Raw genomic sequence first — 21,511 nt, 5'->3', positions numbered from 1 at the left:
GGTCGAAAAATGGACCTGCAGCTGACCGATCGAGTCTTCATCGTCACCGGAGGGGCCCGTGGCCTCGGCCGCGCGAGCGCCGACGTGCTGGTCGCCGAAGGCGCGCGCGTGGTGCTGTCCGGCCGGTCGCAGGAGTCGCTCGACGAGGCGGCCGCGGCGCTCGACGAGGTCGCGGGACGCCGGGCAGCTGTCGGCGTCGTGGCGGACAACGCGGACCGTGGGACCCCGGGACGGCTGCTCGCGGCCGCCGACGAGGCGTTCGGCCGCGTCGACGGTGCGCTGATCAGCGTCGGCGGGCCGCCGAAGGGTCCGGTCACGACGATCTCCGACGACCAGTGGAGCGCCGCCTTCGAGTCGGTCTTCCTGGGCGCCGTACGCCTCGCGCGCGAGGTCGGCACCGCGCTGCCCGAGGGTGGCTCGCTCGGCCTCGTGCTCTCCTCCAGCGTGCGCGCGCCACTGCCCGAGATGGCGATCTCCAACGGCCTGCGGCCCGGTCTCGCGATGGTCGCCAAGACCCTGGCCGACGAGCTCGGCCCTCGCGGCGTGCGGGTCAACGGCCTCCTGCCCGGCCGGATCGCCACCGAACGGGTCGCGGAGCTGGACGCCTCGACCGGCGACCCGGAGGCGGCGCGACGGGCCGCGGAGGCGTCGATCCCGCTGGGTCGCTACGGCGAGCCGGGGGAGTTCGGCGCGGTCGCTGCCTTCGTCCTGTCGCCGGCGGCGTCATTCCTGACGGGCGTGATGCTCCCGGTCGACGGGGGACTCCTCCGAGCCCTGTGAGTCGTCCGGCTCGTCGCCGGAGTCCAGGCGCTCGCGCCACGTACGACGTCGGGGCCGTGCCGGCTCCGGCCGGCCGCTGGGCGTCGTCCCCGGCGCGGGTGCCTCCTTGTTGCCCCACGGACCGCGGCCGCCGCGCCACTCGTCGTAGATGAGGTAGAAGAAGCCGAAGATCGCCATGGCGCCGAAGAACCACCACTGGAGGCCGTAGAAGAAGTGCGGCCCGTTGTCGAGCTCGGGGAGCTCGACCGGCTCCAGCGCCGTCGCGGGCTCTGGCGACTCCGAGCGCAGGTCGACCCAGCCGCCGAGCACCTCGCGGTCGAGCGCCTCGCCGATGCGCGCGCTGTCGACGGCGCGGGTGGACTGGTCGGTGACCTCGGTGCTGTCGCCCTCGGCGTCACGTCGTACCCACCCGGTGACGTCGACCTCGCCCTCCGGGGGCGCGGGCACGTCGGCGGTCGACGCCCCGCGGTTGTCGGTGGCGAACCAGCCGCGGTCCACCAGCAGGCTGGTGCCGTCGTCCAGCTCGAGGGGTACGACGACGTCGACGCCGGCCGCACCCTCGCGGGTCCGGTAGCGCACGATGACCGTGTCCTCGACGGCGTACGTCCCCGTGGCCTCGACGATGCGCCACTCGTCCGCCGCGGCGACCCGCCGGCCGGGGGCCAGCACGTCGGCGACCGGGTCGGCGCCGGCCTCCTCGTTGCGCTGGATGATGTCGTTGCGCTCCTGCCGGTCGGCGAGCCGGTGGAACTGCCACTCGCCGAGCCGCCACGCGACCCATGCCAGGAAGACCACCACGAGCGCGAAGGCGATCCAGCGGCGCGAGACCAGGAACCGCAGCTTGTGCACGCGGCGAGGCTATCCGTCCCGTCCTGAGCGTCCGGCGGGTGGTACGGCACCCGTCGTTAGACTTGTGACCGTGACGACACCCCTGGCGGACCGCTTCGGTCGCGTGGCCACGGACCTGCGGGTCTCGCTGACCGACCGGTGCAACCTGCGCTGCAACTACTGCATGCCGGCCGAGGGCCTCGACTGGCTGCCCACCGAGCAGACGCTGACCGACGACGAGGTCGTCCGGCTGATCACGATCGGCGTGGAGCGGCTCGGCATCCGCGAGGTGCGGTTCACCGGCGGTGAGCCGCTGCTGCGCCGCGGGCTGGTCGACATCGTCGCCCGGACGCACGCCCTCGGCGTCGAGACGTCACTGACGACCAACGCCCTCGGGCTCACCCACACGGCGCAGGCCCTCGCCGACGCCGGGCTCGACCGGATCAACGCGAGCATCGACACGGTGCGTCCGGAGACTTTCGCCACCATCACGCGCCGCGACCGCCTCAAGGACGTCGTGGCCGGCCTCGAGGCGGCCAAGGCCGCCGGGCTGGGTCCGATCAAGCTCAACGCCGTGCTCCTGCGCGGCACCAACGACGACCAGGCCGCCGAGCTGCTGCGCTGGAGCATCGAGCACGGCTACGAGCTGCGCTTCATCGAGCAGATGCCGCTCGACGCCCAGCACGACTGGAGCCGCGCCGCGATGGTCACGGCCGACGAGATCCACGAGGCCCTCGCCGCCGAGTTCACCCTGACGCCGCACGGCGCACCGCGGGGAAGCGCGCCCGCCGAGCTGTTCGACGTGGACGGGGGACCTGCCACCGTCGGGATCATCGCCTCGGTCACGCGCCCCTTCTGCGGTGACTGCGACCGGGTGCGGCTCACCGCCGACGGCCAGGTGCGCAACTGCCTCTTCGCACGCGAGGAGTCCGACCTCCGTACGGCGCTGCGCTCCGGCGCCGGCGACGAGGAGATCGCCGAGCGCTGGGTCATCGCGATGCGCGGCAAGCGGGCCGGCCACGGGATCGACGACGAGACGTTCCTCCAGCCCGACCGCCCCATGTCGGCCATCGGCGGGTAGTCGCCGGCGTACGTCAGTCCGCGGGCGCGTGCGGGACGACGTCCTTCAGGAACCCGCGCGCACCGAGGAAGTCCGAGAGCGAGGCCCGGTGCTCGTCGCAGGCGAGCCAGGACTTGCGGCGCTCGGGGGTGTGGATCTTCGGGTTGTTCCACTGCAGGTCCCACACGGCGTCGGCCTGGCAGCCCTTGGCCGAGCAGATGTCACGGTCGAGCTCCATCGGCGTCCTTCCGGCGGGGGCCTCGTCGCCGCGCGGGGGCGGCGTAGACGTGAGAAGTGCCGGACAGCCACGGGGGGAAGCTGTCCGGCACCTCGATGCAGACGCAGACGGGGGATGCTGCGCTCGCGTCGAAGATCATTCCATGGGACTGGGTGAAAACCAAACTTTCGTCACGGCGTCGTCGTGTCGGCGTGGTCAGGGGTTTCCTCGGTCTTCATCTTCGCCTGCCGTCAGTTCGTGGGCGCCGGCGTTGGTCGGCAGGCTGAATCCGTCGTCCCGCTGGTCGTTGGCGTTCGCCATGATGACCGCGAAGAGAGGCAGGAACACGGCGGCGCCGACCAGGACCCACCGCAGGACGCCCGGGCCGACCGCGACGGCGGCCACGAAGCACACGAGCCGGATCGACATCGAGATGGCGTAGCGGCGCTGGCGCGACCGCATGTCGTCAGCGGCGCTGCTGCGAGCCGTGGTGATGCGCACGGCGTCGGACTTGGCCATGCTCCGAGTCTACGTCGCTAGGCTCGCAGGACCACGGGCCGGTGGCGGTCCGCGCAGCCGTCGACCAGGAGGAACCATGACCAACCGCACCTATCGCGTCACGGAGATCGTCGGCACCTCGCCCGACGGCATCGACCAGGCCATCCGCAACGGCATCGAGCGTGCCGGCCAGACGCTGCGCCACATCGACTGGTTCGAGGTCACCCAGGTCCGCGGCCAGGCCAAGGACGGGGCCGTCGAGCACTTCCAGGTCGGGATGAAGGTGGGCTTCCGCCTCGAGGACGAGTGACGGGATTGACCGATACCCCCCGGTAATCACTAGCGTCGGGGAGCGTGAGCGAGATTCCCGGATCCAGCACCCCGACCGAGCCGCGATCGGTCCTGGTGACCGGCGGCAACCGCGGCATCGGCCGCGCCATCGCCGAGGCGTTCATCGCGCAGGGTGACAAGGTCGCGGTCACGACGCGCAACGGCGGCGCCCCCGAAGGTGCCCTCGACGTCCGCTGCGACATCACCGACGCCGACCAGGTCGAGGCAGCCTTCAAGCAGGTCGAGGAGGCGCACGGCCCGGTCGAGGTCCTCGTCGCCAACGCCGGCATCACCAAGGACACGCTGCTGCTCCGGATGAGCGAGGACGACTGGTCGTCGGTCATCGACACCAACCTGACCGGTACCTTCCGGCTGGCCAAGCGGGCGGCCAAGGGCATGCTCCGGCTGCGTCGCGGACGGATCATCCTCATCTCCTCGGTCGTCGGGCTGCTCGGCTCCGCCGGTCAGGTCAACTACGCCGCGTCCAAGTCCGGCCTCGTCGGCATGGCCCGCTCGCTGGCGCGCGAGCTCGGCAGCCGGTCGATCACGACCAACGTGGTGGCGCCCGGCTTCGTCGAGACCGACATGACCGACGTCCTGACCGACGACCAGAAGACCGCGATCAGGACGCAGGTCCCGCTGGGCCGCTACGCCTCGACGGCCGAGGTGGCCTCGGCGGTCACCTGGCTCGCCTCCGACGGCGCGTCCTACGTCACCGGCGCCGTGATCCCGGTCGATGGCGGCCTCGGCATGGGCCACTGATCCTCCTCCTGCGAGACACGACCACTGACGAAAGGCCCAACGACATGGGAATCCTCGACGGCAAGCGCATCCTCGTCGCCGGCGTCACGATGGACAGCTCCATCGGCTTCGCGACCGCCAAGATCGCCCAGGAGCAGGGCGCGACGGTGCTGATCTCCAACTTCGGCCGCGCGCTGGGCATCACCAGGCGCATCGCGAAGCGCCTCCCGCAGGAGCCGCCGGTGCTCGAGCTCGACGTGACCGACGAGGACCACCTCGCGGGCCTCGCCGACCAGGTCCGCGAGCACGTCGACGGACTGGACGGCGTCGTCCACTCCATCGCGTACGGCAACCCGGAGACGTTGCTCGGCGGGAAGTTCATGGACGGTCCGTGGGACGACGTGGCGCAGGCCGTGCAGGTCTCGGCGTACTCCCTCAAGTCGCTCGCCGTCGCCACCAAGCCGCTGCTCTCGCGGGGCTCGTCGATCGTCGGGCTCACCTTCGACGCCACGACCGCGTGGCCGGCGTACGACTGGATGGGCGTGGCGAAGGCGGCGCTGGAGAACACGTCTCGCTACGTCGCCCGTGACCTCGGTCCGGAGGGCATCCGCTGCAACCTCGTGTCCGCCGGCCCGCTGAAGACCCTGGCCGCGAAGGCGATCCCGGGCTTCGAGGACCTCGAGTCGTCGTGGAAGGACCGCGCGCCGCTCGGCTGGGACGAGACCGACCACACGCCGACCGCACAGGCCGTGTGCGCGCTGCTCAGCGACTTCTTCCCGGCGACCACCGGTGAGATCGTGCACGTCGACGGCGGCTTCCACGCGATGGGCCTCTGACGTTCGGTAGTTTCCCCGCGTGACCTCTCTCGTCGAGCTGCGCGTCCTCGAAGGCCCGAACCTCTACTTCCCGCGCGCCGCGGTGAAGCTGACGCTCGACGTCGCGACGATCACCGAGGCCGGCGAGGAGGCGGTGCTGCGCTTCGCCCGTCGCATCGGGCTCCGCACCACGCGCCCGGGCGCGCCGGGCTCGGGCTTCCGGCAGCGGTTCGCCCTGCGGGCGGTCGAGCGGCTGGTCCGGGCCATCGCGGCGGAGGCGGGGACGCGTCGCCTCGCCGTCCGCGTACGTCCCACCAGCGACCCCGACGTCGTGATCGTCGCCTTCCCGTGGCGCAACCGCGGCCGGGCCCGGGCGCTCGGCGAGGCGGTCGCCCACGCCCTCGACGCCCTCCCGACGCCCGACGTCGAGGAGGCGGTCAGCGCAGCGGCCGCCGAGGTCGCGGCCGCCCCCCGAGGCGACCGGCCCGGCACCATCACGCCGACCATCCCCGTGGTGGCGGTGACCGGCACCAACGGCAAGACCACGACCAGCCGGATGATCGCGCACATCGCGCGCACCAGCGGGCTGGTCGTCGGGTGGTCCAACACCGACGGCATCTACCGCGACGGGGTGCTCGTCGAGGCGGGCGACTACTCCGGGCCCTCGGGCGCCGGGCGTGCGCTCGGGCTCGAGGGCGTGCAGTTCGCCGTGACCGAGACCGCCCGCGGTGGCATCCTGCTCAAGGGCATCGGGATCACCCGCAACGACGTGTCGGTGGTGACCAACGTGACCGCCGACCACCTCGGCCTCCAGGGCATCGACACGGTCGACCAGCTCGCCGAGGTGAAGTCCGTCGTGCCCCGGATCACCCGCAAGGACGGCTGGTCGGTGCTCAACGGCGACGACCCGCGGGTGCTGGCGATGCGCGGCGTGATCTCGGCCCGGCCGTGGATCTTCAGCCGCGACCCCGACTCGCCGGCGGTGCGCGAGGTGCTCACCGACGGCGGCCGGGCCACGACCGTCATCGACGGCTGGATCACCGTGCTGGCGCCCGGCGTCGACCCCGATCCGCTGGTCGAGCTCGTCGACGTGCCGATGACGTTGGCCGGGCTGTCGCGCTTCAACATCGAGAACGCGCTCGCCGCGGCCTCGGCAGCCCTCGCGGTCGGTCTCGCCCGCGACGCCGTGGTCGCGGGCCTCACGTCGTTCCGCCCCGACGCCGAGCACAACCCGGGCCGGATGAACTTCTTCTCGCTGCCGGCCGGCGACGGTGGAAGCGTGTCGGTCGTCATGGACCTCGCGCACAACGAGGCCGGGCTCGAGGCGCTGCTGGAGATCATGTCGGGCGTACGACGTCCCGGCGCCCGCCTGCTGCTCGGCCTGGGTGCCGTCGGCGACCGCACCGACGAGCTGATCGACGCGCTCGGCGAGATCGGTGCCAAGGGCAGCGACGTCGTGGCCATCGGCCACAAGGAGTGGTACCTCCGCGGTCGCACCATGGACGAGATCGACGCCCTCCTGCGGGCGGGCGCCGCCCGGGTCGGGGTCACCGACATCGACACCTTCACCACCGAGGTCGCCTGCCTCGCGGCCCTGGTGGAGCGCGCCGAGCCGGGCGACGTCGTCGGCCTGATGTGCCACGCGGAACGGCAGGAGGCCTACGACTGGATCGCCGAGCACGGCGGCACGCCCGACAGCCCCGAGGTCCTCTCCCAGAAGGTGCGGGCGGCGCAGGGGTGAGCGACGGCTGGGCCCGGGTGTACGACGCCCTCGCGCCGACGTACGACGAGATGACCGCCGGCAACGGCTGGTCGGCCAACCGACGCGTCCGGGACCTGCTCGCCCCGCTCGGCCTGGCGCCGGGGCGGGTGCTCGACCTCGGTGCCGGTACCGGGCAGACCGCGACGATGCTCCGCGGGCTCTTCCCCGCAGCCACCCTGACGCTCGTCGACCCGTCCTCCGGGATGCTGGAGCAGGCCCGCGGCAGGGTGGCGGGTGCCGAGGTGGTGACGGCGGACGCCGCGTCGTTCCTCCGTGGTGACGACCGCGAGTGGGACCTCGTCGCCGCGGTCGGCTTCCTCGAGCTGGTGCCCGACCTGTTCGAGGTGTTCCGGCTGGCGGCATCGCGGCTGGCGCCCGGCGGCCACCTCGTGGTGAGCCACGAGCCCCTCCTCGACGACGGGTCCGTGCAGGCGTCGCCGGTCAGCGTCGTGGGTGGCGACCAGCGGGTGCGCCGCCACCCGCGTGAGGAGGTCGAGCGTCACGCGGCGTCGTACGGCCTCGAGCGCGTCGCGTCGGACGACGGGGTCGCCTTCGAGCGCAGCGGGGGCGGTGGCCCGGCTGTCAATGAGCTCGTGGTGTGGCGCGTCGAGCGGTGAGGTCAGGTGTCGCCCGGGTCCACCTGCTCGCCGGGCGCGCCGATGTCGAGGTCGCCCTCGACGATGAGGGCGGAGAGCCCTGACGCCGAGCGGGTCTCGTGCGGCTCGCCGGGCTCCCAGACCGCGGCCTGGCCGGGGGAGAGGCGCCGTACGGAGCCGTCCGCCCCACTGACCTCGGCCTCGCCGGCGAGGACCACCAGCAGCTGGCGCCCGACGGCCGGGTGGCGCCCGATGACGCCGCCGGGTGCGAGCGCCACCGACACGAGGTGGGCGTCGGCGCTCAGCCCGAATGCGCCGACGGAGAAGCCGCGGCTCCCGTGCGCCTCGATCGGGCGGTGCGGGAGGTCCGTCAGGTCGAGGATCCTCACTCGCCGGCCGCCGCCTGGTCGGCCGGGGGCGTGTAGTCGGGGTCGGCGGACGGCGCGTCGGGGTTGGTGGTCGAGCCCGCCTGGGCGACGTCCGACCAGTTCTCCAGCTCGGCCATGACCTCGGCGTGCTTGTCGACGCAGACCACGACGAGGTCGCCGCGGTTCGCGCGGCTCATCGCGTGGCGCACGGCCTCGATCTCCTCGAGCACGAGCTCGGCCTGCTTGCAGCGGGCACCCTCGGCCATCGCAGCGCGTACGCCGTCGAGGACGAGCTGGGCGGTCGCCCCGCGCTCGCGGCCGCGGAGCGCCACGTCCTCGCGCACGATGCACACGTCGAAGTGCTGCGCGGCAATCTGGCCGAGCTCGCGCATGTCCTGGTCGCGGCGGTCGCCGGCGGTGGCGATGATGCCGATCCGCGAGGGCCGGGCCAGGTCGTGCGACGACTCGAGCGACTCGCCGACACGGTCCACGAAGTCGCCCAGCATCTTCATGCCGGGCGCGTTGTGGCAGTAGTCCACGATCACGTTGACGCCGTTGACCTCGACCTCGTTGAGGCGGCCGGGGGAGAGGTAGTAGTTGGTCGAGAAGGTGCGCAGGCCCTGCCGGATGTCGTGCAGCGGCGCCCCTGCGGCGAAGGCGGCGGCCGCCGCGGCCAGCGCGTTCTGCACGTTCATCCGCGCCCGACCACTGAACGTCGACGGCAGCAGGTGGGTCCACGCCAGCTGCATCGCGCGGCGGCCGTGCAGCACCACCATCATCTCGCCGCGGTCGCTGGGGTCGAGCACGATCGCCTTGCCGCCCCGGCGGCAGTGCGCGTCGATCATGTCGCGCACCTCGCTGCCGGGCTCCTCCATCGAGAACCACACCACCTGGCCCGAGCACTTGCGGCGCATCTCGCGCACCAGCGGGTCGTCGGCGTTGAGCACGGCGTGGCCGTCGCGCGGCACGGCCTCGACGATGACCGCCTTCACGTCGGCGAGCTGCTCGACGGTGTCGATGCCGCGCAGGCCGAGGTGGTCGGGCTGCACGTTCAGGACGACAGCGACGTCGTTGCGCTCGTAGCCGAGGCCCTCGCGCAGGATGCCGCCGCGGGCGACCTCGAAGACGGCGAAGTCGACGCGTGGGTTCTGCAGCACCATCCGCGCCGACCGCGGACCGGACGCGTCCGCACGGATGAGCAGCCGCTCGTCGATGACGACGCCGTCGGTCGACGTCATGCCCACCTTGCGCCCCATCCCCTTGAAGATGTGGCTGATCATCCGGCTCGTGGTCGTCTTGCCGTTCGTGCCGGTCACCGCCACGATCGGGATCCGCGACGTCGCCCCGGGCGGGAAGAGCATGTCGACCACCGGCTTGGCGATGAACTGCGGCTCGCCGATCGTCGGGTGCGTGTGCATCCGGAAGCCGGGTGCGGCGTTGACCTCGCAGATGGCGCCGCCCGCCTCGCGGACGGGCTGGGTGATGTCGGGACAGATGAAGTCGATGCCGGCGATGTCGAGGCCGACCATCCGCGCGGCCTCCTCGGCGATCTCGACGTTCTCCGGGTGCGCCTCGAAGGTGCGGTCGATCGAGATGCCGCCGGTGGACATGTTGCCGGTCAGGGCGAGCTTGACCATCTCGCCCTCGGCGGGCACGGAGTCGAGCTTGTGCCCCTGGTCGGCGAGCACCTCGATCGCGGCGTCGTCGACCTTGATCCGGGTGAGCACCTTCTCGTGGCCGACACCGCGGCGCGGGTCCGCGTTGGTGAGGTCGACGAGCTCCTGCACCGTCGACGTGCCGTCACCGGTGACCGAGGCGGGCACGCGCTCGGCGATCGCGACCATCCGCCCGTCGATGATCAGGCAGCGGTAGTCCTTGCCGGTCACGAACGACTCGACGATGACGTTGCCGCGCCGTGACTGGCCGTGCGCGATCGGGAAGGAGGCGCGTACGTCGGCCTCGTCCTGCAGGTCGAGGCACACCCCTCGCCCGTGGTTGCCGTCGAGCGGCTTGAGCACGACGGGGTAGCCGATGCGGCGGGCTGCGGCGACCGCGCCCTCCTCGGTGCGGACCGACTCCTGCTTGGGCACCGGAAGCCCCGCCGCGCCGAGGAGCTTGGTGGTCAGGTCCTTGTCGGAGGCGATGTCGACGGCGATCGACGAGGTCTCCGACGTCATCGTGGCGCGGATCCGCTTCGCGTGGACGCCCTGGCCGAGCTGGACGAGGGAGTACTGGTTGAGCCGGATCCACGGGATGTCGCGCGAGACGGCCTCGTCGACGATGGCCTGGGTCGACGGTCCGAACGCCGTACGCTCGGCGCGGCGGATGAAGTCGTCGCGCTCGGTCTCCCAGTGGAAGTCGGGGTCGCCCTCGACGAGGTGGTTGACCAGGCGGACGGCGAGGCGGCCGGCGGTCAGGCCGACGTTCTCCTCGATGTAGCCGTAGATGATGTTGTAGCGACCGGGCTGGCCCTTGACCTGACGGGTCTTGCCGCGCCGGATGTCGTGGCCGACGAGCTGCTGCAGCGCGAGCGCGACGTGCTCGGCGACGTGCCCCAGCCAGGTGCCCTCGTTGAGGCGCTCGAGGAAGCCGCCGCGGCGCCCGCGCGAGCAGGAGTGCTCCCGCAGGCCGGGCAGCATCGCGACCAGGTCGTCGGTGAAGCCGGGGATCGTGTTGGTGGGGAACTGCTCGAGCGAGCCCAGGTCGACCACGAGGTGGATCGACTTGTCGTAGGACCAGACGTTGGGCCCGCGGTAGACGCGGGTCTCGACGATCTCCAGGTCCGGCGTGGGTCGCTCGCTCATGCATCTTCTCCTTGGTCGGAGGCGGGGGTCTGGGGGGTGCGGCGCAGCTTGAGCCGCCGGCGGATCGCGGCGGGGGTCGCGTCGGCTGCGGCGATGTCGCGGGCCAGCTGGCGCAGGTCGCGGCTGGCCTCTTCCAGCTCGTCGGCGTCCTCGGGCTGGACGGACGGCTCCTGCGGCACGAGCGCGCGGGTGGTGAGGTTGAAGACGGTGCCGGCGGGGAGCGTGTGGAACACGACGCCGCTCGCCAGCAGCGGCGACGACCGGGTCGCCTCGTAGGCGTTGGACACCATGCGCGACCCGTCGAAGATCGTCACCGCGCCCTTGCCCAGCACGCGCATCACCAGCTCGTCGTCCAGGTCCTCGACGAGGCCGCACGTGTCCTCGTCGACGCCGATGCCGAGCAGCTGTGGACTCTGCGCCACGATCATCAGCAGCCGGCCGTAGCGGTTGCGCTGGTCGAAGTGCTGGTCGATGACGGCCGTGTCGACCAGGCCGAGGCCGGCTGCCACCTGGGTCATCCGCTGCTTCGGCGTCGCGCCGCCCACGCCGAAGGCGACCATGTGGGAGGACTGGATGCTGGCCCCCGCCGAGGTGCCGGCCACCACCGCGCCGCGCTCGTGGGCGCGCATGATCGCGTCGCCGACCGGGGTACCGCAGACGATGGACGACAGCTTGAGCTGGTTGCCGCCGGTCATGAAGATGCCGGTGGACTCGTCGACCGCCTTCACCAGCGACGGGTCGTGGGCCTGGTCGCGCGACTCCGGACGTACGGCGTCCACGCGGGCCGCGCCGAACTTCGTGAAGAGCGCGTCGTACACGTCGACCACCTCGCGTCCGAGCGAGGAGGCCGTCGGGATCACGGCGATGCGGGCGTCCCGCCCTCCGCTCAGGGCGACGAAGTGCTTGAGGATGGTGGGCTTGCGCACCTTGTCCTCGGCGCCCCCGATGATCATGAGTGGTCCCCTGGGCATGACAGGCAGGCTAGCGGCTGGAAGGGTGAGGGAATGCAGGAGTCAGTGAGGGACACGTCGGACGCCGTCGCGCGCCGCCTCGTCGTCATGCGCCACGCCAAGGCCGAGCACAGCGCGAGCACCGATCACGCGCGTGCCCTGGCGGAGCGGGGGATGGGCGACGCGAAGGCGGCCGGACGCTGGATGAGCGACCACGGCGTCGAGCCGGACGCCGCGCTGGTCTCCGACGCTCTCCGCACCCAGCAGACGTGGCAGCAGGTCGCAGCCGGAGCGGGCTGGGACGAGGGCATCGTCCTCTTCTCCGACGCCCTCTACGCCGCCGGCACCGACTCGGCGTTCGACCTGCTGCGCGAGGTCGCCGACGACGTACGGACCCTGGTGGTGATCGGTCACAACCCGACGATGGGGTCGCTCGCCGAGCTCGTCGACGACGGCGAGGGCGACACCGAGGCGACGACGGCCATGCTGACGCGTGGGTTCCCGACCTCGGCCGTGGCGGTCTTCACCATCGAGGGTGCCTGGTCCGACCTCGGTCCCGGCACCGCGCGGCTCGACGCCTTCCACGTCGGGGCTGCATGAGCGATCCACGCGTCGTGGCGCGGTTGCGCGCTGCCGGCTGCGTGTGGGCCGAGGAGGAGGCGGTGCTGCTGGAGGAGGCCGCGACGTCGACCGACGAGCTCGACGAGCTGGTCGCGCGACGGGTCGGCGGCGAGCCGCTGGAGACGGTGCTGGGCTGGGTGGAGTTCCTCCGCCGCCGGCTCGCCGTCGCCCCCGGTGTCTTCGTGCCCCGGCGCCGCACCGAGCTGCTCGCGAGGACCGCCCTGAGGTGCACCGCTGCCGTGACGGCGCCTGGCCGCCCCGTCGTGGTGGAGATGTGCTGCGGTGTCGCTCCGGTGGCCGCGACCCTGGAGGGCGCCGGCGCCGATGTGCACGGGTCCGACGTGAGCGCGACGGCACTCGCGTGCGCCCGGTCCAACGCCCCGTCCGCTGCGCTCCACCTCGGTGACCTGTACGACGCACTGCCGTCCCGCCTGCTCGGCCGGATCGACGTGCTCGCCGCCAACGCGCCCTACGTCCCCCGCGACCGGGTCGCCGACATGCCGCCGGAGGCCCGCGACCACGAGCCGCTCGTGGCACTGGACGGTGGCGCGGACGGCACCGACCTGCACCGTCGGATCGCTGCCGACGCCGCCCGCTGGCTGGCGCCCGGGGGAGTGCTGCTCATCGAGACCAGCCCCGGACAAGCGCACCTGACGACCGGTGCGATGGCGGCCGCCGGGCTCTCGACCCACGTCGAGACCGACGACGAGGTGGGCGGGTGCGTCGCGGTCGGCGTACGCCCCGACGGCGTCAGCCGATGAGCGGCGGCGCGGGTGTCGTGATGCCGACCGCCGCGTCGGCCTCCTCGATCTGCTCGCGCGAGATGCCGAGCAGGTAGAGGATCGCGTCGAGGTAGGGCACGTTGACGGCGGTGTCGGCGGCGTCGCGCACCATCGGCTTGGCGTTGTAGGCGATCCCGAGCCCGGCGGCGTTGAGCATGTCGAGGTCGTTGGCGCCGTCGCCGATGGCGATCACGGCGTCGAGGGGTACGCCGACCTCGCCGGCGAACTCGCGCAACGCTGCCGCCTTGCCCGCCCGGTCGACGACGTCGCCGACGATGCGGCCGGTGAGGCGGCCGTCGACGACCTCGAGCTCGTTGGCACGCGCGAAATGGATGCCGAGGTCCGCGGCGAGGCGGTCGGTGATCTGGGTGAAGCCGCCGGAGACGATCGCGAAGCGGTAGCCCAGGCGGCGCAGCGTGCGCACCATCGTGCGGGCACCGGGCGCGAGCACGATCGAGTCGTAGACCTCGTCGAGCGCGGACTCCGGCACGCCCTCGAGCAGCGCGACCCGCTCCCGGAGGGACGCCTCGAAGTCGAGCTCGCCGCGCATCGCGGCCTCGGTCACGCGGGCGACCTCGGTCTCCTGGCCGGCGTGGGCGGCGAGCATCTCGATGACCTCGCCCTGGATCAGGGTCGAGTCGACGTCCATGACGATCAGCCGGATGCCGCGCCGGTGGAGGGAGTCGCGCTGGACGGCGAGGTCGATGCCCTGCTTGACCGCCTCCACCGACAGCAGCGGGCGCAGGGTGTCGGCCGGAGCGCCCGAGACGTGCAGCTCGATGGCGGTGACGGGGTAGCGCGCCATCCGCTCGATCTTGTCGATGTTGGCGCCCGAGTCGGCGATGCGACCTGCGATCGCGGACATCGCCGAGGCCTTGAGCGGGCTGCCGATGATGGTGATGTGCGAGCGCTCGCCCCGCCGGCTGCGGTTGTCGCCGGCGCCGCGGTCCACCTCGACCACCATGTCGAGGTCGGCGGCGGTGCGCTCGATGACGTCGCGCAGCTTCTTCCAGTCCCGCGGCGCGGTGACCAGGATGCCGAGCACCAGCCTGCGTCGCAGCACGATCTGCTCGATGTCGATGACCTCGACACCGGCGCCGGCGAGCGCGGCGAAGATCGCTGAGGTGACGCCAGGTCGGTCCTTGCCCGTGAGGGTGACCAGGAGAGTCTTCGGCTCGTCTTCCATCGTGTGACGAAGGCTAGACCCGCTGACGGGGCGGGCGGCGCCGGGTCCGCGCCTCGGGCGATCCCTCGACAGGGCGCTGGCGGGCGGCGGCGCGGTCCCCTACGTTGGTGCTGCAGGCGGTCCGGGCGTCGAACCGCCCACAGAACCGGGGGTGTGGCATGGACTTCATGACGGCAGTGCGCACGTGCCTGTCCAAGTACGTCGACTTCTCGGGCCGCGCGCGGCGCTCCGAGTACTGGTACTTCGCGCTCTTCTCCTTCCTGGTCAGCATCGTCACCAGCGTCCTCGACATCGTGCTCGGCACGGACTACGACGGCAGCACCAGCGGTGGTCTGATCAGCACCCTCGTGAGCCTCGCGCTGTTCCTGCCCAGTCTCGCGGTCGGCATCCGGCGGCTGCACGACACCGGTCGCAGCGGGTGGTGGATCCTCATCGGCATCATCCCGATCATCGGCTGGATCCTCCTCCTTGTGTGGTTCTGCACGGACTCCAAGCCCGACAACCAGTACGGCCCCAACCCCAAGGGGGCCGGGTCCGGCTACGCCGGTGACTACCCGCCGCCCCCGCCGGCCTACGGGAGCGGCCAGTACGGCGGCTGACGGTGTCGGTGGCCCGTCCTAGCGTCAGGGCATGAGCCAGACCCACCACACCATCGACTACATCGAGATCAACGTCTCCGACCTGGCCGCGGCGCGCGAGTTCTACTCCCGGGCGTTCGGGTGGACCTTCAACGACTACGGCCCGACCTACTCCGGCATCCGCGCCGCGTCCGGCGAGGGCGAGGTCGGCGGCCTCAACTCAGGCGGGACGCCGGGGCCGGGCGGCCCGCTGGTCCTGCTCTTCTCCGACGACCTCGACGCCACGGTGCTCGCGGTCGAGTCGGCCGGCGGCACCGTCACGTCCGGCCCCTACGAGTTCCCGGGCGGGCGCCGGTTCGAGTTCAGCGACCCGAGCGGCAACGTGCTGGGGGTCTGGGCGACGTCCTAGCGGTCCGGCCACACCTCGGGCGAGCAGGCCGCCACGATCGCGCGCCGGGCGGCCCGGCCCAGCGGCTGCAGGAGGTCGCGGCGTCGCTCCACCTCGTACGACGAGAGCGCGCCGCCGTCGTCGACGAGGGCGAGGTCGACGATGGCCCACGCCTGCAGGCCGCGCGCCGCGAGGTCGACGCACCGTGGGGGAGTGCCGAGCGGGGCGTCGAGCTCGGGACGGCGGTGCAGGTTCATCAGGGCGTCGGCGGCCTCGGGGCGCCACTTCGCCACGTCGAGGTCGGCCAGGTCGCCGGCGGTGCCGACGAGGGTGGCGCGGAGCGTGCGGTCGGCGTCGCCGACGTCGGGCAGCTGGCGCCGCGACGCCTCGAGCGGACGCCACTGCACGGTCTCGCCCTGCTGCTCGGGCACCAGGCCCAGGTCGCCCACCACGACGGCCTGTCCGGCCTCGAGCGCCGCGGTGTTGAAGTCGCGCGGGCCGCCCAGGCCGAGCGGGTCGCCGTCGACCGGCAGTGCCAGTCCGGCGTACGACGCCCCGGTGCCGCGTGCGCGCACCAGCAGGTCGAGCGCGGAGCCGCCCGCCAGCAGGTGGGTGTCGTCGGCGAGGACGTCGAGCACGTGGTCGGTCTGCTCGTGGCCGCGCAGCCACGCGGTCAGCCACCAGGCGAGGGTCGCCGAGTGGGGCAGGGCGTGGGGGAGGGCATCGGACTGGGAGTGGGGCGTGCGCGACATCGCGGGCGAGGCTACTCGCCGGCCCGCACCGCCGTGTCCGGGACGGCACCGTGGCCCGTGCTGGATAGGGTGACGCGCATGGTCGCCGTCATCGAGTTCGCAGGGGTCACGGTGCGCCGGGGCCAGTCGCTGCTGCTCGCCGACGTCGACTGGCTGGTCGAGGAGGACGAGCGCTGGGTGGTCCTCGGTCCCAACGGCGCCGGCAAGACCACCCTCCTCCAGGTCGCCGCCGCGCAGCTGCACCCGACCTCGGGCGTCGCCGGCATCCTCGACGAGGTGCTCGGCACCACCGACGTCTTCGAGCTGCGCCCGCGCATCGGCCTCACCAGCGCCGCGCTCGCCGACCGCATCCCACGGTCCGAGCTGGTCAAGGACGTCGTCGTGTCCGCCTCCTACGGCGTCCTGGGCCGCTGGCGCGAGGAGTACGCCGACCTGGACCACGACCGGGCCGCCGCGCTGCTCGCCGAAGTCGGTGCCGACCACCTGGCCGAGCGCACCTTCGGCACCCTGAGCGAGGGCGAGCGCAAGCGCGTGCAGGTGGCCCGCGCGCTCATGACCGACCCCGAGCTGCTGCTGCTCGACGAGCCCGCCGCCGGTCTCGACCTCGGCGGACGCGAGGACCTGGTGGCGACGTTGTCGCAGGTGGCCCTCGACCCCGACTCCCCGGCGACAGTGCTGGTCTCGCACCACGTCGAGGAGATCCCGCCCGGCTTCACCCACGCGCTGCTGCTGCGTGAGGGCCGGGTCGTCGACTCCGGCCCGGTCGACGACGTCGTCACCGCCGAGTCGCTGTCGGAGACCTTTGCGATGCCGCTGGTGCTGACCCGCTCGGGCGATCGCTTCGCGGCACGCCGGCGCCCCGCCGAGCGCGTCGCTCCCGCCTGACCTCACGCCCCACTGGATAGGCTCGCGCCATGGACTGGATCCGCGACCACCTCTGGGAGACCTGGCTCGGTCTCTCGATCGTGCTGGGCGTGGTGGAGATGTTCAGCCTCGACCTGATCTTCGCGATGCTCGCGGCCGGAGCCGTGGTCGGCATGGTCGTCGCGATCATTGGCCTGCCCGTCGCCGTGCAGATCATCGCGGCGCTGGCCGCGTCCATCGCCATGCTGGCGCTCGTGCGGCCGGCGTTCGTCAAACGGCTCCACAGCGGTCCCGAGCTCGCGCTCGGCCACGGCAAGCTGGTCGGCACCCGCGGGCTCGTCACCCAGGAGATCACCGGCCTGGCGCCCGGCCGCATCAAGGTGGCCGGCGAGGTCTGGTCGGCGCTGCCCTACGACGAGCACATCACGATCGCCCCGGGCGAGACCGTCGAGATCTTCCAGATCAAGGGCGCGACCGCCTACGTCCACCCGGTGGGCACGCTCGAGCCCTGACCCGGCGTCGTACGCCGCTCGCGACCGCTCCACCGCCAGCCACCGCAACACACAAGATCGGGGGAACCCATGGGGACTGCTCTACTGGTCCTGCTCCTGCTCGTCGTCCTGTTCGTCGTCGTCATGCTCGCCAAGACGGTCCGCATCGTGCCCCAGGCACGTGCGGGCATCGTCGAGCGCTTCGGCAAGTACAAGGGGACGCTGCCGGCAGGACTCAACATCGTCGTGCCGTTCATCGACAAGGTGCGCTACCTCATCGACCTGCGCGAGCAGGTCGTGAGCTTCCCGCCGCAGCCGGTGATCACCGAGGACAACCTGGTGGTGTCGATCGACACCGTCATCTACTTCCAGGTCACCGACCCGGTGGCGGCGACCTACGAGATCGCCAACTACATCCAGGCTGTCGAGCAGCTCACGATGACCACCCTGCGCAACATCGTCGGTGGCATGGACCTCGAGCAGACGCTGACCTCGCGCGAGGAGATCAACAACGGCCTGCGCGGCGTGCTCGACGAGGCCACCGGCAAGTGGGGCATCCGCGTCAACCGTGTGGAGATCAAGGGCATCGACCCGCCGCCGTCCATCAAGGACGCGATGGAGAAGCAGATGCGCGCCGACCGCGACAAGCGTGCGTTGATCCTCAGCGCCGAGGGACAGCGGCAGTCCGCCATCCTCACCGCCGAGGGCAACAAGCAGTCGCAGATCCTCAACGCCGAGGGTGACCGGGAGTCGCAGATCCTGCGGGCCCAGGCCGACCGCGAGGCCGCGATCCTGCGCGCCCAGGGTGAGGGTCAGGCGATCCAGACGGTCTTCCAGGCCATCCACGACGGGCAGCCCGACCAGTCGCTGCTGGCCTACCAGTACCTCCAGATGATGCCGAAGATCGCCGAGGGCAGCGCCAACAAGGTGTGGGTCATCCCCTCGGAGATCACCAAGGCGATGGAGGGCCTGGGATCGTCGATCCACGAGATCGCCGGCATCCCCAAGAACGCCACCCCGCGCACGCGCGTCGACATGGGTTCCTCCGAGCCGCAGCTGCCGCGCGGGTCCGACGACCCGGAGACGCGGGCCACCAGCGAGGCCGTGCAGGAGGCCATCGCCGCTGCCGAGAGCGCCGCCAACCCGGGCCGCACCGCCAGGTCGATCGATCCGGCCGCGACGGCCACCGACCCGCTGTCCGGGCCGGCCGACACCGATGAGCCAGGAGCACCTGCCGGCCAGTGAGTCCGACCGAAGCGGTGCTGATCGCCCTCGCAGGAGTGGCGGCCGGCACCATCAACACCGTGGTGGGGTCGGGGACGTTGATCACGTTCCCGACCCTCCTCGCGTTCGGCGTACCCCCGGTCACCGCCAACGTCAGCAACACCGTGGGGCTCGTCCCGGGCAGCATGTCCGGGGTCTTCGGCTACCGCCGCGAGCTGGCCGGCCAGCGGGGCCGGGTGCTCCGGCTCGGCGCGGCGTCACTGCTCGGTGGCATCGCGGGGGCCCTGCTGCTGCTCTGGCTGCCGTCGTCCGCCTTCGACGCGATCGTCCCCGTGCTCATCGCCTTGGGGGTGGTGCTCGTCGTGCTCGGTCCCCGCATCCAGCGCTCCGTCGCCGCCCGCGCCGAGTCGCGCGGCGGCATCCCCGACCACGGTGTGTGGTGGGTGTGGCCGGCGGTCGCTGCGGCCGGGATCTACGGCGGCTACTTCGGCGCGGCCCAGGGCGTGCTGCTGATGGCGATCCTCGGCATCGGCGTCGCCGACTCGATGCAGCGGCACACCGCCACCAAGAACGTCCTCGCCCTCATCGTGAACGCCGTCGCCGCGCTGGTGTTCATCGCCGTCGCGGACATCGACTGGACCGTCGCCGGCCTGATCGCCCTCGGCTCGGTCGTCGGCGGGCAGATCGGCGCCACCGTAGGGCGCCGGCTCCCGCCCACCCTCCTCCGCGCCGTGATCGCCGTGGTCGGCGTCGTCGCGCTCGTGGCGCTGCTCGCCTGACCCTCCCGGCCTCCCTCGCTCGTCGTACGCCATGTCGGATGCCCGACGATTGCGGCAGGATGGCGGGCAGGGACGCCCGGGCCCGGGCGCCGGCGGGAGGAATGCCATGGACAAGGCGCTACTCGGCTCGATGACCAACGCGGAGCAGAGGCTGCTCGCGGAGACGACACGGCCGGCACTGGCCGAGCTCGACGAGGAGGAGCTGCTCGCGCTCCACGCTCGAGTCCGGCGTGCGCGTGCCAAGTACGTGACGATGTACCGCCGCAGCGCCAGCGGTGGCGTCGTCAAGCGTGGGGGACGGGGTTTCAGCTACCCGAAGAACCAGCGCGACCGTGACAAGGCCGAGGCGTTCGAGGGAGCCCTCGCCTCTGTGAGCAAGCAGGTCGCCGTCCACGCCGCCCGAGCCGCGGCGGAGCTCAAGGCCTCCCGGCTCGAAGCCGCGCGCGGTGGAGGGAGCAGGCCACGGTCGAAGACGTCCACCCTGGTGTCCGACGCTCCCGAGCTGTCGCGGCCGCGGGGCGTGAAGAAGACGACCGGCGGGCTGAAGCGCGACGCCTCCAGCCGCGCCGCGGGCGACCGTCGGCAGGTCGCGCGCGACACCCGCGCGGCGGACTGACCCCGCCCGGCGCGCGTCGAGCGATGTCGAGCGTGCTGCTGGTCGCTGCCGGGCTGGTCGTGCTGCTGACCGGCGCCGAGGTGCTGGTCCGGGGCGGCACGGGGCTCGCCGCGTCGTTCGGCGTCTCGCCGATGCTCATCGGGCTGACGGTCGTGTCGCTCGGCACCAGCGTGCCCGAGCTGGCGGTCGGGATCGACGCCGCAGTCAGCGGGAGCCCGGGTCTGGCGGTCGGCAACATCGTCGGCACGAACCTCGTCAACATCCTCTTCATCCTGGGCCTGAGCGCGCTCCTGGTCCCGGTGGCGCTCCAGACCCGGACCCTGCGCTTCGACCTGCCTGCGATGACCGCGGCGGCCGTGGTCCTGGTCCTGCTCTCCCTCGACGGCGCGCTCGACCGGGTGGACGGCCTCGTGCTGCTCCTCGGGGGCGTGATCTACACGGTCCTGCTGGTGGGGCGCGAGCGTGGGGATCGCGAGAGGGAGCCGACCTCCCCGACGTCGGACGGCATCGGCGGGTCGGTCGTCCGGCTGGTCGTCGGGATCGTGGCCGTCGTGGTCGGCGCGGAGCTGCTCGTCGAGGGCGCGGTGGCGGGCGCCGAGTCGCTCGGCGTGAGCGAGGCCGTCACCGGCCTGACGGTGGTCGCGATCGGTACGTCGGCGCCGGAGCTCGTCACCACCCTGCTTGCCACGGCGCGCGGCGACCGGGATCTCGCGCTCGGCAACCTCGTCGGCTCCAGCACGTACAACATCGCGCTGGTCCTCGGTCTCACCGCGGTCGTGGCCCCGGACGGACTGCCGATCCCGGACGAGGTGCTCGCCTCGGACCTCGTGCTGCTGCTCGCAGCGGCGCTGGCGACGCTTCCCGTCTTCCTGACCGGCTCCCGGATCAGCAGGGCCGAAGGAGCGCTCTTCGTCACGGCGTACGTCGGCTACGTGACGTGGCTCGTCGTCGCGCGGACGTGATCGCGCGGGTTGCGGCCTGCCCCCCGCGCTGGTCGAGGAGGGACGACGTCCCGTCAGGAAACCGGTCCGAGAAAGGCTGGCCACCGACCGTCCACGGCCATCGCCGCTGTCGGTGTCATGTCGCAGGACATCGGTGACAGTTCTGCATCAGGACATCGGTGACACTTCAGGTGGTCTTGGTGGTGACACTTCAACCGCGAGTCTGCGGCGGTGGCAGCCAATGAACCCATCGATCCTCGTGTCCGCCTTGTCATTTCGCAGTGGCCTGATGACGCTCCGCGGGGCGCGGTCGCGACGTTTTGTATTGAGCACGACATCTCGCGCAAGTCGTTCTACGAGCTGCGGAAACGCACGAAGGAAGACGGGCCGGCCGCGGTGCTCGAGCCACGATCTCGACGTCCAGCGTCGAGCCCGACCAGACTGACCGACGAGGTCAAGGCCTAGGCTGTCCAGATCCGCGCTGCCTTGGAGTCATCCGGCTTGGACCACGGGCCGATCAGCGTGCACGACAAGATGCAG

The 21,511-nt window shown here is 72.1% G+C and carries 25 protein-coding genes and 1 pseudogene; 18 read left to right on the top strand and 8 right to left on the bottom strand.

Going from position 1 to position 21,511, the window contains the following annotated elements; genetic code table 11:
• The first annotated feature begins 9 nt into the window (after positions 1–9).
• Positions 10–780 (top strand): SDR family oxidoreductase, encoded by a 771-nt coding sequence (locus AC3A3L_RS17030; RefSeq protein ID WP_487641231.1) that lies wholly within the window; start codon positions 10–12, stop codon positions 778–780.
• Here AC3A3L_RS17030 and AC3A3L_RS17025 read toward each other — a convergent pair.
• Entirely contained in the window at positions 724–1,629 is a 906-nt protein-coding gene (locus tag AC3A3L_RS17025) for an SURF1 family cytochrome oxidase biogenesis protein (protein WP_487641230.1), read from the bottom strand. The genes AC3A3L_RS17030 and AC3A3L_RS17025 overlap by 57 nt on opposite strands.
• A 70-nt stretch (positions 1,630–1,699) precedes the next feature.
• Here AC3A3L_RS17025 and moaA point away from each other — a divergent pair, with 70 nt between their 5' ends.
• On the top strand, positions 1,700–2,689 hold the full coding sequence (moaA, locus tag AC3A3L_RS17020) for a GTP 3',8-cyclase MoaA (RefSeq protein WP_487641229.1): 990 nt from the start codon (positions 1,700–1,702) through the stop codon (positions 2,687–2,689).
• A gap of 13 nt (positions 2,690–2,702) precedes the next feature.
• Here the strand turns inward: moaA and AC3A3L_RS17015 are convergent, their stop codons facing one another.
• Together AC3A3L_RS17015 and AC3A3L_RS17010 are read right to left on the bottom strand one after the other, a co-directional pair.
• Complete coding sequence (locus AC3A3L_RS17015; protein ID WP_487641228.1) at positions 2,703–2,906, bottom strand: acetone carboxylase; 204 nt, start codon at positions 2,904–2,906, stop codon at positions 2,703–2,705.
• Between the two features lie 195 nt (positions 2,907–3,101).
• Positions 3,102–3,404, bottom strand: a complete 303-nt coding sequence (locus tag AC3A3L_RS17010; protein WP_487641227.1) for a DUF3099 domain-containing protein — start codon at positions 3,402–3,404, stop codon at positions 3,102–3,104.
• Between the two features lie 76 nt (positions 3,405–3,480).
• Here AC3A3L_RS17010 and AC3A3L_RS17005 point away from each other — a divergent pair, with 76 nt between their 5' ends.
• The 5 genes from AC3A3L_RS17005 to AC3A3L_RS16985 are packed head-to-tail and all read left to right on the top strand — an operon-like array spanning position 3,481 to position 7,648.
• The gene (locus AC3A3L_RS17005) at positions 3,481–3,693 is read left to right on the top strand and encodes a dodecin (protein ID WP_129473603.1); all 213 of its coding nucleotides are present in this window, start codon (positions 3,481–3,483) and stop codon (positions 3,691–3,693) included.
• 44 nt (positions 3,694–3,737) lie between these two features.
• Entirely contained in the window at positions 3,738–4,475 is a 738-nt protein-coding gene (gene fabG / locus AC3A3L_RS17000) for a 3-oxoacyl-[acyl-carrier-protein] reductase (RefSeq protein WP_487641226.1), read from the top strand.
• A 44-nt stretch (positions 4,476–4,519) separates the two neighbouring features.
• A complete protein-coding gene (gene fabI, locus AC3A3L_RS16995) occupies positions 4,520–5,290 on the top strand; it encodes an enoyl-ACP reductase FabI (RefSeq protein ID WP_487641225.1) in 771 nt (256 codons plus the stop codon).
• 19 nt (positions 5,291–5,309) lie between these two features.
• The gene (locus tag AC3A3L_RS16990; RefSeq protein WP_487641224.1) at positions 5,310–7,010 is read left to right on the top strand and encodes a Mur ligase family protein; all 1,701 of its coding nucleotides are present in this window, start codon (positions 5,310–5,312) and stop codon (positions 7,008–7,010) included.
• Positions 7,007–7,648 carry a class I SAM-dependent DNA methyltransferase gene (locus AC3A3L_RS16985; protein WP_487641223.1) on the top strand — a complete coding sequence of 214 codons (642 nt, stop codon included), beginning with the start codon at positions 7,007–7,009 and terminating at the stop codon, positions 7,646–7,648. The genes AC3A3L_RS16990 and AC3A3L_RS16985 overlap by 4 nt, the downstream gene beginning before the upstream one ends.
• A 2-nt stretch (positions 7,649–7,650) precedes the next feature.
• Here the strand turns inward: AC3A3L_RS16985 and AC3A3L_RS16980 are convergent, their stop codons facing one another.
• From AC3A3L_RS16980 to AC3A3L_RS16970, 3 genes are read right to left on the bottom strand one after another with little or no spacing between them, the layout of a single operon-like run.
• Positions 7,651–8,016 (bottom strand): cupin domain-containing protein, encoded by a 366-nt coding sequence (locus tag AC3A3L_RS16980; protein WP_487641222.1) that lies wholly within the window; start codon positions 8,014–8,016, stop codon positions 7,651–7,653.
• Entirely contained in the window at positions 8,013–10,799 is a 2,787-nt protein-coding gene (gene cphA, locus AC3A3L_RS16975) for a cyanophycin synthetase (RefSeq protein WP_487641221.1), read from the bottom strand. Before cphA ends, AC3A3L_RS16980 begins: the two co-directional genes overlap by 4 nt.
• The gene (locus AC3A3L_RS16970) at positions 10,796–11,770 is read right to left on the bottom strand and encodes a cyanophycinase (protein WP_487641220.1); all 975 of its coding nucleotides are present in this window, start codon (positions 11,768–11,770) and stop codon (positions 10,796–10,798) included. The genes cphA and AC3A3L_RS16970 overlap by 4 nt, the downstream gene beginning before the upstream one ends.
• Positions 11,771–11,803: 33 nt before the next feature.
• On the opposite strand from AC3A3L_RS16970, the gene AC3A3L_RS16965 reads away from it, so the two are divergent.
• Both AC3A3L_RS16965 and AC3A3L_RS16960 read left to right on the top strand, forming a co-directional pair.
• Entirely contained in the window at positions 11,804–12,349 is a 546-nt protein-coding gene (locus tag AC3A3L_RS16965; RefSeq protein WP_487641219.1) for a SixA phosphatase family protein, read from the top strand.
• Positions 12,346–13,131 (top strand): putative protein N(5)-glutamine methyltransferase, encoded by a 786-nt coding sequence (locus AC3A3L_RS16960; protein ID WP_487641218.1) that lies wholly within the window; start codon positions 12,346–12,348, stop codon positions 13,129–13,131. The genes AC3A3L_RS16965 and AC3A3L_RS16960 overlap by 4 nt, the downstream gene beginning before the upstream one ends.
• On the opposite strand, the gene serB is transcribed toward AC3A3L_RS16960, so the two are convergent.
• Positions 13,121–14,338, bottom strand: coding sequence for a phosphoserine phosphatase SerB (gene serB, locus AC3A3L_RS16955; RefSeq protein WP_487641217.1), 1,218 nt, complete (start codon positions 14,336–14,338; stop codon positions 13,121–13,123). The genes AC3A3L_RS16960 and serB overlap by 11 nt on opposite strands.
• Before the next feature lie 167 nt (positions 14,339–14,505).
• On the opposite strand from serB, the gene AC3A3L_RS16950 reads away from it, so the two are divergent.
• Positions 14,506–14,937 carry a DUF805 domain-containing protein gene (locus AC3A3L_RS16950; RefSeq protein ID WP_487641216.1) on the top strand — a complete coding sequence of 144 codons (432 nt, stop codon included), beginning with the start codon at positions 14,506–14,508 and terminating at the stop codon, positions 14,935–14,937.
• A gap of 31 nt (positions 14,938–14,968) precedes the next feature.
• The gene (locus AC3A3L_RS16945) at positions 14,969–15,325 is read left to right on the top strand and encodes a VOC family protein (protein ID WP_487641215.1); all 357 of its coding nucleotides are present in this window, start codon (positions 14,969–14,971) and stop codon (positions 15,323–15,325) included.
• On the opposite strand, the gene AC3A3L_RS16940 is transcribed toward AC3A3L_RS16945, so the two are convergent.
• Positions 15,322–16,056 carry a hypothetical protein gene (locus AC3A3L_RS16940; RefSeq protein WP_487641214.1) on the bottom strand — a complete coding sequence of 245 codons (735 nt, stop codon included), beginning with the start codon at positions 16,054–16,056 and terminating at the stop codon, positions 15,322–15,324. The genes AC3A3L_RS16945 and AC3A3L_RS16940 overlap by 4 nt on opposite strands.
• Before the next feature lie 78 nt (positions 16,057–16,134).
• Here AC3A3L_RS16940 and AC3A3L_RS16935 point away from each other — a divergent pair, with 78 nt between their 5' ends.
• The 7 genes and pseudogenes from AC3A3L_RS16935 to AC3A3L_RS16905 form a co-directional block, all read left to right on the top strand.
• Positions 16,135–16,941 carry an ABC transporter ATP-binding protein gene (locus AC3A3L_RS16935; RefSeq protein ID WP_487641213.1) on the top strand — a complete coding sequence of 269 codons (807 nt, stop codon included), beginning with the start codon at positions 16,135–16,137 and terminating at the stop codon, positions 16,939–16,941.
• Between the two features lie 29 nt (positions 16,942–16,970).
• Positions 16,971–17,432, top strand: a complete 462-nt coding sequence (locus AC3A3L_RS16930; protein WP_487641212.1) for an NfeD family protein — start codon at positions 16,971–16,973, stop codon at positions 17,430–17,432.
• Positions 17,433–17,501: 69 nt separating this feature from the next.
• A complete protein-coding gene (locus tag AC3A3L_RS16925; RefSeq protein ID WP_487641211.1) occupies positions 17,502–18,656 on the top strand; it encodes an SPFH domain-containing protein in 1,155 nt (384 codons plus the stop codon).
• Positions 18,653–19,414: a sulfite exporter TauE/SafE family protein gene (locus AC3A3L_RS16920; RefSeq protein ID WP_487641210.1), complete on the top strand. Its 762-nt coding sequence runs from the start codon at positions 18,653–18,655 to the stop codon at positions 19,412–19,414. Before AC3A3L_RS16925 ends, AC3A3L_RS16920 begins: the two co-directional genes overlap by 4 nt.
• A 106-nt stretch (positions 19,415–19,520) precedes the next feature.
• Positions 19,521–20,030, top strand: coding sequence for a hypothetical protein (locus AC3A3L_RS16915; RefSeq protein ID WP_487641209.1), 510 nt, complete (start codon positions 19,521–19,523; stop codon positions 20,028–20,030).
• A 23-nt stretch (positions 20,031–20,053) separates the two neighbouring features.
• Positions 20,054–20,992 (top strand): calcium/sodium antiporter, encoded by a 939-nt coding sequence (locus AC3A3L_RS16910; RefSeq protein ID WP_487641208.1) that lies wholly within the window; start codon positions 20,054–20,056, stop codon positions 20,990–20,992.
• A gap of 228 nt (positions 20,993–21,220) precedes the next feature.
• Positions 21,221–21,511 (top strand): annotated as a pseudogene (locus tag AC3A3L_RS16905) (IS481-like element ISAar28 family transposase); the annotation flags it as partial.

Source organism: Nocardioides sp. Soil_C_8 (assembly GCF_057656315.1).
This window is presented reverse-complemented; position numbering and strand designations above follow the sequence as displayed.